Origin of the sequence: Alkalilacustris brevis, assembly GCF_003350345.1 — a bacterium.
Taxonomy (GTDB): domain Bacteria; phylum Pseudomonadota; class Alphaproteobacteria; order Rhodobacterales; family Rhodobacteraceae; genus Alkalilacustris; species Alkalilacustris brevis.
This window is the reverse complement of the sequence record NZ_QNVJ01000058.1, coordinates 1-13,525: the sequence shown is the minus strand read 5'-3', so window position 1 is coordinate 13,525 and position 13,525 is coordinate 1. Positions and strand designations below refer to the sequence as shown.

10 protein-coding genes, 1 pseudogene and 1 riboswitch are annotated in these 13,525 nt (G+C 67.4%); of the genes and pseudogenes, 6 read left to right on the top strand and 5 right to left on the bottom strand.

Annotated features, from left to right (window positions below):
• The first annotated feature begins 44 nt into the window (after positions 1 to 44).
• Positions 45 to 1,658 carry an exodeoxyribonuclease VII large subunit gene (gene xseA, locus DQ229_RS08815; protein WP_114965912.1) on the top strand — a complete coding sequence of 538 codons (1,614 nt, stop codon included), beginning with the start codon at positions 45 to 47 and terminating at the stop codon, positions 1,656 to 1,658.
• Between the two features lie 7 nt (positions 1,659 to 1,665).
• Here the strand turns inward: xseA and DQ229_RS08810 are convergent, their stop codons facing one another.
• Together DQ229_RS08810 and DQ229_RS08805 are read right to left on the bottom strand one after the other, a co-directional pair.
• Positions 1,666 to 2,115 carry a hypothetical protein gene (locus DQ229_RS08810; RefSeq protein ID WP_114965911.1) on the bottom strand — a complete coding sequence of 150 codons (450 nt, stop codon included), beginning with the start codon at positions 2,113 to 2,115 and terminating at the stop codon, positions 1,666 to 1,668.
• Between the two features lie 69 nt (positions 2,116 to 2,184).
• Entirely contained in the window at positions 2,185 to 2,916 is a 732-nt protein-coding gene (locus DQ229_RS08805; RefSeq protein ID WP_114965910.1) for a BUD32 family EKC/KEOPS complex subunit, read from the bottom strand.
• A 110-nt stretch (positions 2,917 to 3,026) separates the two neighbouring features.
• On the opposite strand from DQ229_RS08805, the gene ftsY reads away from it, so the two are divergent.
• Together ftsY and DQ229_RS08795 are read left to right on the top strand one after the other, a co-directional pair.
• The gene (ftsY, locus tag DQ229_RS08800; protein ID WP_114965909.1) at positions 3,027 to 4,313 is read left to right on the top strand and encodes a signal recognition particle-docking protein FtsY; all 1,287 of its coding nucleotides are present in this window, start codon (positions 3,027 to 3,029) and stop codon (positions 4,311 to 4,313) included.
• Positions 4,314 to 4,389: 76 nt separating this feature from the next.
• Complete coding sequence (locus DQ229_RS08795) at positions 4,390 to 5,031, top strand: inner membrane-spanning protein YciB (protein WP_114965908.1); 642 nt, start codon at positions 4,390 to 4,392, stop codon at positions 5,029 to 5,031.
• A 9-nt stretch (positions 5,032 to 5,040) separates the two neighbouring features.
• Here the strand turns inward: DQ229_RS08795 and DQ229_RS08790 are convergent, their stop codons facing one another.
• Positions 5,041 to 5,757, bottom strand: a complete 717-nt coding sequence (locus tag DQ229_RS08790; RefSeq protein ID WP_114965907.1) for a glutathione S-transferase N-terminal domain-containing protein — start codon at positions 5,755 to 5,757, stop codon at positions 5,041 to 5,043.
• 118 nt (positions 5,758 to 5,875) lie between these two features.
• Positions 5,876 to 5,954, top strand: a riboswitch (SAM riboswitch).
• A 48-nt stretch (positions 5,955 to 6,002) separates the two neighbouring features.
• Between DQ229_RS08790 and metZ the strand changes: the two genes are divergently transcribed.
• Entirely contained in the window at positions 6,003 to 7,208 is a 1,206-nt protein-coding gene (metZ, locus tag DQ229_RS08785) for an O-succinylhomoserine sulfhydrylase (RefSeq protein WP_114965906.1), read from the top strand.
• A gap of 30 nt (positions 7,209 to 7,238) precedes the next feature.
• Here the strand turns inward: metZ and DQ229_RS08780 are convergent, their stop codons facing one another.
• On the bottom strand, positions 7,239 to 7,703 hold the full coding sequence (locus DQ229_RS08780; RefSeq protein WP_114965905.1) for an Lrp/AsnC family transcriptional regulator: 465 nt from the start codon (positions 7,701 to 7,703) through the stop codon (positions 7,239 to 7,241).
• A 102-nt stretch (positions 7,704 to 7,805) separates the two neighbouring features.
• On the opposite strand from DQ229_RS08780, the gene putA reads away from it, so the two are divergent.
• Both putA and DQ229_RS08770 read left to right on the top strand, forming a co-directional pair.
• Positions 7,806 to 11,294: a bifunctional proline dehydrogenase/L-glutamate gamma-semialdehyde dehydrogenase PutA gene (gene putA, locus DQ229_RS08775; protein ID WP_114965904.1), complete on the top strand. Its 3,489-nt coding sequence runs from the start codon at positions 7,806 to 7,808 to the stop codon at positions 11,292 to 11,294.
• A 31-nt stretch (positions 11,295 to 11,325) separates the two neighbouring features.
• A pseudogene (locus tag DQ229_RS08770) lies at positions 11,326 to 12,066 on the top strand (rhomboid family intramembrane serine protease); the annotation flags it as partial.
• 223 nt (positions 12,067 to 12,289) lie between these two features.
• On the opposite strand, the gene DQ229_RS08765 reads toward DQ229_RS08770, so the two are convergent.
• Positions 12,290 to 13,078: an inositol monophosphatase family protein gene (locus tag DQ229_RS08765; protein WP_114965902.1), complete on the bottom strand. Its 789-nt coding sequence runs from the start codon at positions 13,076 to 13,078 to the stop codon at positions 12,290 to 12,292.
• Between the last annotated feature and the right edge of the window lie 447 nt (positions 13,079 to 13,525).

Below are 13,525 nucleotides of genomic sequence, written 5' to 3'. Positions count from 1 at the left end.
GGGCGTTCTAGGGTGCGGCGAGGTGCAGCACAAGTGAGGCGGCCATGGATCTGATCGACGACCCCGCGCCGGGGCAGAACGCGCCCGAGTATTCGGTCACGGAAATCTCGGGCGCGGTCAAGCGGGTGATCGAGGGCGAATTCGGCCGCGTGCGCGTGCGCGGCGAGGTGGGGCGCGTCTCGCGCCCGCGCTCGGGGCATGTCTATCTCGACCTCAAGGATGACCGCAACGTGCTGGCGGGTGTGATCTGGAAAGGCGTGGCCGGGCGGCTGGCCACCCAACCCGAAGAAGGCATGGAGGTGGTCGCCACGGGCCGGCTGACCACCTTTGGCGGGCAGTCGAAATACCAGATGGTGATCGAGGAAATCGCCCCCGCCGGCATGGGCGCGCTGATGGCGATGCTGGAAAAGCGCAAGGCGCAACTGGCCGCCGAGGGGCTGTTCGACCCCGCGCGCAAACGCCCCCTGCCCTATCTGCCGCGCGTGATCGGGGTTGTTACCTCGCCCTCGGGGGCGGTGATCCGCGATATCCTGCACCGGCTGTCCGACCGCTTTCCACGCCATGTGATCGTCTGGCCGGTGGCGGTGCAGGGCGCGGCCTGCGCGCCCGAGGTGGCGGCGGCGATCCGTGGCTTCAACGCCCTGCCCGCCGCCGGTGGGCCGGTGCCACGCCCCGATCTTCTGATCGTCGCGCGCGGCGGCGGCTCGGTCGAGGATCTGTGGGGCTTCAACGAGGAAATCGTGGTGCGCGCCGCCGCCGACAGCGCGATCCCGCTGATTTCGGCCGTGGGGCACGAAACCGATACCACCCTGATCGACTTCGCCGCCGACCGGCGCGCGCCCACCCCCACAGCGGCGGCCGAGATGGCGGTGCCGGTGCGCAGCGAGTTGCTGGCCTGGACCGATGAACAGGGCGCGCGCCTTGTGCGCGCCACCGGCCAGGCGCTTGAACGCCGCGGCCAGCGGCTGCGGGATCTCGCGCGCGCCATGCCGCGCCCCGAAATGCTGGTGGGTCAGGCTGCGCAACGGCTCGACAACCTGGCCGACCGGCTGCCGGGTGCGTTGCGCGCCAGTGTGCAGGCCCGGCGGATTGCCCTGGGCCGCGCCGAGGGGGGGCTGCGGCTGCAAACCCTGCAGGCCCGCATCGACAGCCAGCACGAGGCGCTGGCGCGGCTGGGGCAGCGACTGGATGCGGCGCCCGGGCGGCTGCTGCGCGACCGGCACAGGCAATGGTCCGACCGCGCCGGACGGCTTTCCCCCCGGGCGCTGGCACGTCAGGTGGCCGATGGGCAGCAACGCCAAAGCGTGCTTTCCCAGCGTTTTGCCGCCGTGGCACAGGGCCAGCTCGCACGCTGGCGCGACCGGCTGGAGGCGCTGGAACGGATGCGCCAGACGCTGGGCTACCGCGAAACGCTCAGGCGCGGCTATGCCGTGGTGCGCGGCGATGGCGCGGTCGTGACCAACAGCACGGCGGCGGCAAATGCGGTGGCGCTCGAGATCGAATTCGCCGATGGGCGCATGAACGCCGTGCCGGGTGGTGGCGGCGCGGGCGGTCCGGCAGGCGGCACAGGCAAACCCGGAAAGCCCCGCAAGGCCGAAGCCCCCGGCAAGACGTCGCCCGGCAAAGCCCCCCCGCCGCGCCAGGGCAGCCTATTCTGAGCCACCGTCACGACCCCAGCCAAAGCCCCGGGCATTCCATCGGCCCTTCGGCATGACCCACCTCAACCAGACCGCTGCCGGGCGGGTCCCCTTCTGCTTGCGCGCGCAGCCCCGCGTCGGTGTCGAAAAACTGCCAGCAATGCAGCCGTTCGGGCGCATCGTCATAGACGAAACAGATGTGATCGTCGGCCTCGAACCATGTCCCCTGTCGGCACGCGTCACCGGCAAAAGCCCATATCACGCGCCGGCCGGGCAGATACTGCTCGATGCCGTAGACCAGCCCACCGACACCATAGGTCATCGTCCGCCCTGTCGTCAGCGCCTCGAACTCTGCCCCGTCGAGCATCCGCCCCGGCGGATCGGCGACCACAGGCGACGCCACCCATCCTGCCGATAGCAGCGCCACGGTGATGCTGGCGTGGCGTAGGGCATTTGCGAACAACTCGGTCAATGGCATCTCTGGTTCCGGCTTGGCACGTGCTGGGAATATCCCCGTATCAGGGCCGAAACTGGCCTGCCCGCGACCTCAGCGCAAGAACGCAATCAACAAGGGGATCGCGTAGAACTCGCTCTTCTGCTTGGCGCGGAACCGGTGATACAAGATCACCGGCGCGACCAGTGGCGCAAACCACCGCATCCGGCGCGCGCGCCGGCGTGCAAGCTCCCAGATGCCGCCGGGGTCATGGGCACGGTAGCCAACTGCAATCTCTTCCGCACCGCAAAGGAACTCGGACCGTTGCGCCAAGGCCGAATGCAGCAGCACAAGCAAATCGCGGGCCATGTCACGAGGGCGGGCATCGAGCCGCGCGCCGGCCTCCAGGTCAAGGAAGGTGACGGTTTCGCCATCCCAGCACACGTCGCGGATACAGGGCCGCCCATGCGCCAGCCCCAGCGCATGCATTTCGGCCAGGGCCTTGCCGGTGGCGCGAAAAGCGGGGCGAAACTCCTCGCCCGGTTTCAGTAGGCCGGGCAGGTTCGGGCCGCAATCGGGCAACACCATAAACCCCTGCCCTTGCGCCGCGATCGGCGGCACGGCGGCCCCCCGTGCGGCGAATTCGGTCAGCAAGTGCTGTTCGCGGCTGAGGCTGCGCCCGGCGTTACCCTTGAACAGTCGCAAGCGCAGCGAAGCGATCTCTTCCTCGAACTTCACCCAGTAGCGTTGACCATCGTGGATGAAACTGCCGATGCGGCCGGGCGGCAGGGCGCGGGCCTTGCGGGCAAGCTGCGCGGCATCGGGCTGGGCATGTGACATCGGCATGACGTCTGATTGCGGATTGTCATGAAAACGTCAAGCTTGGGGGCGCCCGCTCACTTTCAAATCCGGGCGCGCTGTATTAGCTGTGTCGCAGATAGTTCGAAGGGTGGCGCATGTCGTTTTTCAAGAAGCTGAAGGAGCGGATGTTCAAATCCTCGTCGCGGCTGGGCGAGGGGCTGGATGCCGTGGTCGAGGAAGGCGCCGAAAAACCGGCGCCCGAAGCCGCGCCTGCCTCCCGCACAGACGAGGCCCCCGCCCCAGCGGCACCAACCGAAGCACCAGTCGAAACACCTGCTGACGACGCCCCGCCCCCGCCCGAACGCAGCCAGCCGCAAGCGATGCCGCCGCGCCCCACGCCGGCCTCGGACGCGCCCGCACCGGCCGCACCCGTGGCCCCCGCCGTGCCCGAGCGCAAGGGTCTGCCCCAAGACGAACCGCGCGTCGCGCCGGCGGAAGAGGGCGAAATCCCTGCGCCGCCGCAGGAACCCGACCCCGACGACGCCCGCCCTGGCCTGCTGGGCCGGCTGCTGGGGCGCGGCCCCGCGCCTGCGGATGCACCGCGCCGTGTGCTTGACGATGCCATGCTCGAAAGCCTCGAGGATGTGCTGATCCAGGCCGACATGGGCGTCGAGACCGCTATGCGCGTCACCGCCAACCTGGCCGAGGGCCATTTCGGCAAGCGCGTGTCGGGGCAGGAGGTCCGCGCGCTGCTGGCACAGGAGATCGCCGCCATCATGGAGCCCGTGGCGCGCCCGCTGCCGCTTTACCCGTCGCGCCCGCAGGTTGTGCTGGTGGTCGGCGTGAACGGCTCGGGCAAGACCACCACCATCGGCAAACTGGCCGCGCAGTTCCGGGCCGCCGGAAAGAACGTGGTGATCGCGGCGGGAGATACCTTCCGCGCGGCCGCGGTCGAGCAGTTGCAAGTCTGGGGCGAGCGCGCCGGTGTGCCGGTGCTGACCGCGCCCGAGGGCAGCGACCCGGCAAGCCTGGCCTATGACGCGCTGTCGAAGGCGCGCGCCGACGGGGCCGACCTGCTGATGATCGACACCGCCGGGCGGCTGCAAAATCGTGCCGACCTGATGGAGGAACTGGCCAAGATCGTGCGGGTCCTGCGCAAGCTGGACGAGACCGCGCCGCATAACACGCTGCTGGTCCTGGATGCCACCACCGGGCAGAACGCGCTCAATCAGGTCGAGATATTCAGCAAGATCGCCGATGTCTCGGGGCTGGTGATGACCAAACTCGACGGCACCGCCCGCGGCGGCGTTCTGGTGGCGCTGGCCGACCGCTTCGGCCTGCCGATCCATGCCATCGGCGTGGGCGAGCAGATCGACGATCTGCAACCGTTCGAGCCAGAGGAATTCGCCCGCGCCCTGACCGGCGCGGATGAGGGCGCATGAAGCCGTCGCCACTGCGCCGTAGCTGTTGCGCGCGATGCCGGGCATGCTATGTCAGCCCCAGTCAGGAGAGCACCGCATGAGCGAGACCCGCGCGATCAACCCAAAGCTGAAGATGGTGCTCGAGATGGGGCCGCTTCTGGCCTTTTTCCTGGGATATGTCTGGCTGCGCGGCGAGACCTACGAGGTGGGGGGGCGCGATTATGACGGCTTCATCGTCGTCACGGCGCTGTTCATCCCGCTGCTGTCGGCCTGCACCCTGGTGCTCTGGCGGCTGTCGGGCAAGGTGTCGCGCATCCAGGTGACAACGCTGTTCATGGTCGTCGTCTTTGGCGCGCTGACCGTCTGGCTGAATGACGAACGCTTCTTCAAGATGAAGAGCACCTTCGTCTTCGGGCTGTTCGGGCTGGTGCTCTGGGTGGGGCTGTGGCGCGGGCAGTCGTATTTCGCCTATGTGATGGAAGGGCTTTTGCCGATCTCGCCCGCCGGCTGGATGGTGCTGACCCGCCGGCTGGCCTGGTTTTTCTTACTGATGGCCGTGGCGAATGAGATCATCTGGCGCTCGTTCTCGACCGATGTCTATGTGGTCTGGGATACCTTCGGCCAGGCCGGGGCGATGTTCGGCTTCTTCATCGCCCAGTCGAAACTGATCGAAGCCCACTGGATCGAGCCGGACACGGCGGGGTCGGCGGGCCAGTCAGGCCCGGCCGACAAGCACTGACGCGCGGCCTCAGCCCGCAGCGCGCTGGGTGCCATAAAGAAGCTCCTGCGCCTTGCGGTCCTTTGGCGCGTCCTTGCGCTTTTCGATCGCCAGCGCGCGGCCGCGTTGCACCGCCGGGCGCGCGCCAACCTCGTCCATCCAGCGCACGAAGTTGGGCACTTCGTCGAGGGTCTGCTCCTGCTTTTGCCACAGCGAGGCCCAAGGCCAGATCGCCATGTCGGCAATGGAATAGAATTCGCCCGCGACAAAGCGATTGTCGGCAAGCTGCCGGTCCAGAACCCGGTAAAGCCGCGCCACCTCGTTGCGGTAGCGATTCTTGGGATAGGGCAGGTCCTGCGGCGGATCGAGTGTCGGCGCTGTCGCGAGGAAGTGATGCGCCTGCCCCGCCATCGGCCCCACGCCGCCCATCTGCCACATCAGCCATTGTTCGACCTCGACGCGCTCGCGCTCGGTGCTGCCGCCGAACTGGCCGGTCTTGCGCGCCAGATATTGCAGGATCGCGCCCGACTCGAAAATCGAGATCGGCGCCCCATCGGGCCCTTCGCGATCGATGATCGCGGGCATCCGGTTGTTCGGGGAAATCTTCAGGAACTCCGGCCTGAACTGTTCGCCTGCACCGATATCGACCAGATGCAACTTGTAAGGCAGGCCCATCTCCTCCAGTGCGATCGAGATTTTCCAGCCATTCGGGGTGGGCCAGTAATAAAGGTCGATTTCGGCGGTCATTCACAAAACTCCTTGTTGCCTCACACCTACATGTCACCTTCTGGCCCGAAGGCAAGAGCCGCCGCGCCGGGCGCATCCTGCGTGCAGGGCGGTTGACCTCGCGCGCGTTCGGGCGTATCCGCCGGGGCGTGGCGATTTGTATGCTGGATTGCGGGCCACGTTAAACAAGCCGCTAAAGAGGTCGGGCCTGAGGCCCGGTGCCTTGGTCGGCATCGGGCTTTTTTGTTTGCGGCGGGGGTCGGACAATGACGGGCAACAGCGACAAGACGCAGCAAGGCGGCTGGAAGCCGCGCACACGCGCAGTGCATGCGGGCACACGGCGCAGCCAGTATGGCGAGATGTCCGAGGCAATCTTCCTTACCCAGGGGTTTGTCTATGAAAGCGCCGCCGCGGCCGAGGCCCGCTTCATCGAGGCCGGTCCGGACGAATTCATCTATGCCCGCTACGGCAACCCCACCGTGCGCATGTTCGAGGAACGCATCGCCGATCTGGAAGGCGCCGAGGATGCCTTTGCCGCCGCCTCCGGAATGGCCGCAGTCAACGGCGCGCTGATGTCGATGCTGCGCGCGGGCGATCATGTGGTGTCGTCGCGCGCGCTGTTCGGCTCGTGCCTCTATATCCTCGAAGAAGTGCTCACCCGCTTCGGCGTCGAACTCACGCTGGTCGACGGCGCCGATCTCGACCAGTGGCGCGCCGCGATCCGCCCGGGCACGAGGGCGGTTTTCTTTGAGACCGTGTCGAACCCCACGCTGGAACTTATCGACATCGCCGCCGTGGCCGAAATGGCCCATGCGGCAGGCGCGCTGGTGGTGGCTGACAACGTATTCGCCACGCCGGTATTCTCGCGGGCGATCGAGCTGGGCGCCGATATCGTGGTCTATTCCGCCACCAAGCACATCGACGGCCAGGGCCGTTGCCTGGGCGGGGTGATCCTTGGTCGGCGCGAGTTCATCCGCAAGACGGTCGAACCCTACATGAAACACACCGGTGGCGCGCTCAGCCCGTTCAACGCCTGGGTGATGCTCAAGGGAATGGAAACGCTGGATTTGCGGGTGCGCGCGCAGGCCAAGGGCGCGCTCAAGATCGCGCGCACGCTCGAGGGTGACGCGCGGCTTGCGCGGGTGCTCTACCCGCATCTGGAAAGCCACCCCCAGCACGCGCTGGCCCGCGCGCAGATGGAATCGGGCGGCACGGTGCTTTCCATAGATGTGAAGGGCGGGCAGGAAGCCGCCTTCCGGATGCTCGACGCGTTACGCATTTTCCGCATCACCAACAACCTGGGCGACGCGAAAAGCCTGGTGACCCACCCGGCCACCACGACCCACCAGCGCCTGCCCGACGATCAGAAAAAACACCTCGGAATCACACCGGGGCTGGTGCGCCTGAGCATCGGGCTGGAAGACCCCGATGACCTGATCTCCGACCTGCGCGGCGCGCTCGACCAGGTCTGATTGCCGCGCGGCACCGTCCCTGCCCTACGCTCAGGGTCCGGTTTCCTTGACCGCCTCCATCGCGACATGGGTCGAGGTCGATGTCACATGCGGCAGGCTTGAGATCCGCTCGGCCAGCACATGGCGATAGGCGGCGATGTCCTGCGTACGCACCTTTATCAGGTAATCGAACCCCCCGGCGATGAGGTGGCATTCCTCGATCTCCGGCACCTGCCGGACCGCGGCGTTGAAGGCATCGAGCGCGGCCTCGCGCGTATCCGACAGCTTGACCTCCACGAATGCCACATGCGCCGCCCCGATCCGGACCGGGTTCAGCACCGCGCGGTATCCCAGGATCACCCCGTCATCCTCGAGCCGCCGCAGCCGTGCCTGGGTCGGCGATTTCGAAAGCCCGATGCGGCGCGCCAGCTCGGTCACGCTCAGCCGGCCCTCGGTCGACAGCTCGCGCAGAATCGCCGCGTCAAAGCGGTCCAGACCGGAATAGTCTTTTTGCATTTTAAAATACCTCCACAGAAGCCATTTAGACCCACAATTGCGCAAAATAAGGAAGAAAGAAACCGCATTTCACGATAAAGTCGGGAAAAAAGGAGCCTCGCCATGACAGATGATCAGCTTGCCGCGTTGCGCCATCGGGTCGAGACGGAAGCCCTTGCCGAAGAAACGGCAGCATTGGCCCGGTTGACCGAGCTTGCCGCACTGCCCTCCGATGCGCGCGCGCGCATCACCGCGCGGGCCGCCGATCTGGTACGCGAGATCCGCGCCAGCGCAAAGCCGGGCCTGATGGAAGTGTTCCTGGCCGAATACGGGCTCTCCACCGATGAAGGCATCGCGCTGATGTGCCTGGCCGAGGCGCTGTTGCGCGTGCCCGACGCCCCCACCATGGATGCCCTGATCGAGGACAAGATCGCCCCCTCCGACTGGGGGCAGCATCTGGGGCATTCTTCGTCGTCGCTGGTCAATGCCTCGACCTGGGGGCTGATGCTGACGGGCAAGGTTCTGGAAGACAGCCGCCCCGGCGTCGCCGGCACCTTGCGCGGGGTGATAAAGCGGCTTGGTGAGCCGGTCATCCGCACCGCCACCGCCCGCGCCATGCGCGAGATGGGGCGGCAGTTCGTGCTGGGCGAAACCATCGAGGCCGCGATGAAGCGCGCGCGCGAACTCGAAGCCGAAGGCTACACCTATTCCTATGACATGCTGGGCGAGGCCGCGCGCACGGGACCCGACGCCGGGCGCTATTTCGCGGCCTATGCAAGGGCGATCGGCGTGATCGGCAGCGGCGCCTCGGCCGGGGATATCCGTGCCAATCCCGGCATCTCGGTCAAGCTATCGGCGCTGCACCCGCGCTACGAGATGGCCAAACGCGCGCGCCTTGAGGATGAGCTGCTGCCGCGCGCGCGAAGGCTGGCGCAGATGGCCGCGCAGGCCGGGATCGGGCTGAACATCGACGCCGAAGAGGCCGACCGGCTGGTGCCTTCGCTCGATGTGATCGAGGCGCTGATGGCCGATCCGGAGCTTGCCGGATGGGACGGGTTGGGCGTGGTGGTGCAGGCCTATGGTCAGCGCGCCGGCACGGTGCTCGACTGGCTGCACGAACTGGCAGAGCGGCACGACCGCCGCATCATGGTGCGGCTGGTCAAGGGCGCCTATTGGGACACCGAGATCAAGCGCGCGCAGGTGCTGGGGCTTGATGGTTTCCCGGTTTTCACCCGCAAGCCCGCCAGCGATGTGAGCTATATCGCCAATGCGCGGCGACTGCTGGCGATGCGCGCGCGGATCTATCCGCAATTCGCCACCCACAACGCCCATAGCGTGGCAGCGATCCTCGATATGGTGCAAGACATGCGCGTGCAGCCGGAAGAATATGAATTCCAGCGCCTGCACGGCATGGGTGAACGCCTGCATGAGATCGTGCGCGCGCGCCATGGCACGCGCTGCCGCATCTATGCCCCCGTCGGCGCGCATCGCGACCTGCTGGCCTATCTGGTGCGGCGGCTGCTGGAAAACGGGGCGAATTCCTCCTTCGTCAACCAGATCGTCGATGAAAACGTGCCGCCCGAAAAGATCGCCGCCTGCCCCTTCGCAGCGCTGGAACAGGCAGGGCCGGGCAGCAACCCGCTGATCCGCCGCGGCCCCGAGCTGTTCGCGCCCGAGCGGCCCAATTCCCGCGGCTGGGATCTGACCGACCCGGTCGATCTGGCCGTGATCGAGGCCGCCCGCGCGCCCCATCGCACGGCCCGGTTCACCGCCACCCCGATTCTGGCCGGGCCGGTCGAGGGGGCCGAATCGCTACCGGTAATAAACCCCGCCCGCCCCGATGACACGGTGGGCACCGTCACACCCGCCAGCACCAGCGATGTGGAAACCGCGCTTGCCGCCGCCGCACCCTGGCAGGCCAGCGCGGGCGAGCGTCGCGCAGTGCTGGCCCGCGCCGCCGAACTCTATGAGCGCGATTTCGGCCCGCTCTTCGCCATTCTCGCGCGTGAGGCGGGCAAGACGCTGCTCGATTCGGTGGGCGAATTGCGCGAGGCCGTGGATTTCCTGCATTTCTATGGCGCGCAGGCGGAAAAGCTGGAAACCGGGCCGCGCGGCACCTTCGCCTGCATCTCGCCTTGGAATTTCCCGCTGGCGATCTTCACCGGGCAGATCGCCGGCGCGCTGGCCGCCGGCAATGCGGTGCTGGCCAAGCCGGCCGAGCAGACAGCGCTGGTGGCCGCCGCCGCCGTGCGCCTGCTGCACGAGGCCGGCGTGCCGCGCACGGCGCTGCAACTGCTGCCCGGCGATGGCGCGACAGTGGGCGCGGCGCTTACCTCGGATGCGCGCGTGGCCGGCGTGGCCTTCACCGGCAGCACCGAGACCGCATTAATGATCCGGCGCAGCATGGCCGCGCATCTGGCCCCCGAGGCGCCCTTGATCGCCGAAACCGGCGGGCTGAACGCGATGATCGTCGATTCCACAGCGCTGCATGAACAGGCCGTGCGCGATATTCTTGCCAGCGCCTTCCAGTCGGCGGGGCAGCGCTGTTCGGCCTTGCGCTGCCTTTATGTGCAGCGCGATGTCGCGCCCGAGTTCCGCAAGATGCTGTTCGACGCGATGGACGAGCTGACCCTGGGCGACCCGTGGGATCTGGCCACCGATACAGGCCCGGTGATCGACCGGCAGGCCGCGCGTGACATTCGCGCCCATATCGAGGCCGCGCGCAGCGAAGGCCGCGTGGTCAAGGAGTTGTCTCGCCCCGGCGCGGGGTATTTCATCGCGCCCACCGTAATCGCCGTAAAGGGCATCCAGGACCTGGAGCGCGAGGTCTTCGGCCCCGTGCTGCATATCGCCGAATTCGACGCGCGCCGGATCGACGCGGTGATCGATGCGGTGAACGCCAGCGGCTACGGGCTGACCTTCGGGCTGCACAGCCGCATTGACGACCGGGTGCAGCAAGTCGTCGACCGGCTGCATGTGGGCAACATCTATGTCAACCGCAACCAGATCGGCGCGGTGGTGGGTAGCCAGCCGTTCGGGGGCGAGGGCCTTTCTGGCACCGGCCCCAAGGCAGGCGGGCCGCATTATGTGCCACGTTTCGCCGCCGCCTGGCCCGCACCCGAAACTGCGCCCGACACCGGGGCGGAGGACACCGCCGCTGCCAGTGCCGACATCGCCACGCTTCAGGCCGCGATTGATGCCGCGCAACCCGATGACACGCCGGTCTCCACCACCGAGATGCCCGGCCCCACGGGCGAATCGAACCGACTGTCAACGTATCGGCGCGCGCCGCTTCTGTGCCTGGGGCCGGGCAAGGCAGCGCAGGACGCACAGCGCGCCGCGGTCGAGGCGCTTGGCGGCATCGCCCTGCCCTGCGGCCCCCTTTCCGCCGTGGCGCTGACGCGGCTGCACGGGTTTTCGGGCGTGCTGTTCTGGGGCCCCGAGGACGAGGCCCGCGCCCTGGCGCAGGCTCTGGCCGGGCGCGACGGGCCGATCCTGCCGCTGATCGCCACGCTGCCCGACCCGGCGCATGTGCTGCTTGAGCGGCACCTGTGCATCGACACCACCGCCGCGGGCGGCAATGCGGCGCTGCTGGCGCGGGTGAGCGCTTGACCATCCCCCGCGGATCGGGAAGCCTGCGTGGATGTTCCCGATCCGCGATCACAACCCCTCGGGCCGCGTGCCCTTTGTCACCTACGGGCTGATCGCGGCGAATGTGGCGCTGTTCTTCAGCTACCTGCCACTGTTCGAAGAACCTTATGAACTGATGCTCCTATATGCAGAATGGGGCATGGTGCCGGCCCGGCTGGAGGCGGGCCAAGGGCTGCACACGCTGATTACCTCGCAATTCCTGCACGGCGGCTGGCTGCACCTTGGCTTCAACATGCTGTTTCTGTGGATTTTTGGCGACAACATGGAAGAGGAATGGGGCCACCTGCCCTATCTGCTCTTTTATCTGGCCTGCGGCGCGGGGGCGGCACTGTTGCAGTTGCTGTCCGATCCCGGCTCGATGATCCCGATGGTGGGGGCCTCGGGGGCCATTGCCGGGGTGCTGGGAGGGTATCTGCTGATGTTTCCGCGCGCGCGGGTCGATGTGTTCCTGTTTCTGGTGATCTATTTTCGTGTGATACCGGTGCCGGCATGGCTGATGCTGGGCATCTGGTTCGCGTTACAGGTGATCGGCGGCATCGCAGCGCCCCCCGGCGAAGGCGGCGTGGCCTACTGGGCCCATGCGGGCGGCTTTGCGCTGGGGCTGGTGCTGACCGTGCCGATCTGGCTGCGCCGGGGTGGCGTGGCCTATTGGGGGCGCAATTTCGGCCAGCCGCCGCACCCGGAGGCCACCTATCGCATCGGCAAGACGCATGTTCCGGTAGTGCGGCGGCGCAAGACCCCGACGCGCACGACCGGGGGCAGCGGCCCCAAGGGCCCGCCCCCCCTGCCCGGCCAGTCACGACATCCCGCGCCGCGCGCCCCGAAGGGGCCGCCGCCGGTGCCGCAGCAGGATAACGAGCGGGAAAAACCACGCCAGGGGCCGCCTCCCGTTCCCGAAGCGGGCCGGGTGCCGAAGGTGCCGCGCCGCAAATGAAACGGTGACGGCAGGCGCGGGGTCAGTCGGCGCGCAAAATCTCGGTGAATGGCTGGTAGATTTCAGCGTTCGCGGCAATGACGGCACCTGATTCCAGGATATCGCTGCCCTCGCGCAGACCCGAGACCATGCCGCCGGCCTCGCGCACCAGCACCAGTCCCGCGGCCATGTCCCAGGGGTTCAACTCGCGCTCCCAGAAGCCATCATAGCGCCCGGTCGCCACATAGGCGAGATCGAGCGCCGCCGCCCCCCAGCGCCGCACCCCCGCGCAGGTCGGCATCAGCCGCGCCAGGTCCTTGAGCGTGGCAGGCAGGGTGCGCTTGGCCCCGTAGGGCACGCCCGTTGCAAAGATCGCCTCATGCAGGTGCCGACGCCCGGAAACCCGGATGCGGCGGTCATTCATGAAGGCCCCAACGCCCTTTTCGGCAACGAACATCTCGTCCTTGGCGGCATCGAAGACGACGCCCGCGACAATCTCGCCCTTGTGCTCGAGCGCGATGGAAATCGCCCAATGCGGCAGACCGTGCAGAAAATTCGTGGTGCCGTCCAGCGGATCGACGATCCAGCGGCGCGTCGGGTCGGTTCCGGCGACGGGCTCGGATTCCTCGCCCAGCCAGCCATAGGTGGGGCGCGCGCCCATCAGCTCGGCCCGGATCATCCTTTCCGAGGCCAGATCGGCCCGGCTCACGAAATCACCCGCCCCCTTGACCGAGACCTGGAGGTTCTCGACCTCGCGGAAATCCTTGACCAGGCTGCGGCCGGCCTTGCGGGCGGCCTTGATCATCAGGTTGAGGTTGGCGCTGCCTTGCATCTTGATCTCCGGGTTTTGCAGCGCTGGCTATACGCGCCCGGGCAGGGGATGTGAAGGCCCCGCGCCAACAGGTCCGCAGGCGCGGGGAAACGACGCTTTGCGCCGGTGGATGTGGCGCAACTCCGCCACGAGACGCAGTAACCGCTGGCAGAAAGCTATCATGCGGGATTGCAGAAGCCCTGCGCGCAATCGCGGCAAACCCACGCGAGTTGCACGCGCTTCTACCAGCATCGAAGCGGCACATTGGCCCCGGTCTGGTCCGGGCGACCAGCCCGGGCCGCGCGTGGCTCGAATGTTCAGGCAGTTGGGCGTTCTTACACGCAGCAGCCCCGCAGTGGCTTTTCTCGGTAGCCCCCAATGTTTTGCCACCTGACAAATCGTTCTCACTGCCCTTCCATCGCGGCTTTGCCCGCATGGATGACATTGCGAGACCCGCTTTGCGAGGCG

What these genes read in the sequence shown, in the direction of transcription:
- xseA (WP_114965912.1), top strand. Translation starts at nt 45, where the DNA reads ATGGATCTGATCGACGACCCCGCGCCGGGGCAGAACGCGCCCGAGTAT.
- DQ229_RS08810 (WP_114965911.1), bottom strand. Translation starts at nt 2,115, where the DNA reads ATGCCATTGACCGAGTTGTTCGCAAATGCCCTACGCCACGCCAGCATC.
- DQ229_RS08805 (WP_114965910.1), bottom strand. Translation starts at nt 2,916, where the DNA reads ATGCCGATGTCACATGCCCAGCCCGATGCCGCGCAGCTTGCCCGCAAG.
- ftsY (WP_114965909.1), top strand. Translation starts at nt 3,027, where the DNA reads ATGTCGTTTTTCAAGAAGCTGAAGGAGCGGATGTTCAAATCCTCGTCG.
- DQ229_RS08795 (WP_114965908.1), top strand. Translation starts at nt 4,390, where the DNA reads ATGAGCGAGACCCGCGCGATCAACCCAAAGCTGAAGATGGTGCTCGAG.
- DQ229_RS08790 (WP_114965907.1), bottom strand. Translation starts at nt 5,757, where the DNA reads ATGACCGCCGAAATCGACCTTTATTACTGGCCCACCCCGAATGGCTGG.
- metZ (WP_114965906.1), top strand. Translation starts at nt 6,003, where the DNA reads ATGACGGGCAACAGCGACAAGACGCAGCAAGGCGGCTGGAAGCCGCGC.
- DQ229_RS08780 (WP_114965905.1), bottom strand. Translation starts at nt 7,703, where the DNA reads ATGCAAAAAGACTATTCCGGTCTGGACCGCTTTGACGCGGCGATTCTG.
- putA (WP_114965904.1), top strand. Translation starts at nt 7,806, where the DNA reads ATGACAGATGATCAGCTTGCCGCGTTGCGCCATCGGGTCGAGACGGAA.
- DQ229_RS08765 (WP_114965902.1), bottom strand. Translation starts at nt 13,078, where the DNA reads ATGCAAGGCAGCGCCAACCTCAACCTGATGATCAAGGCCGCCCGCAAG.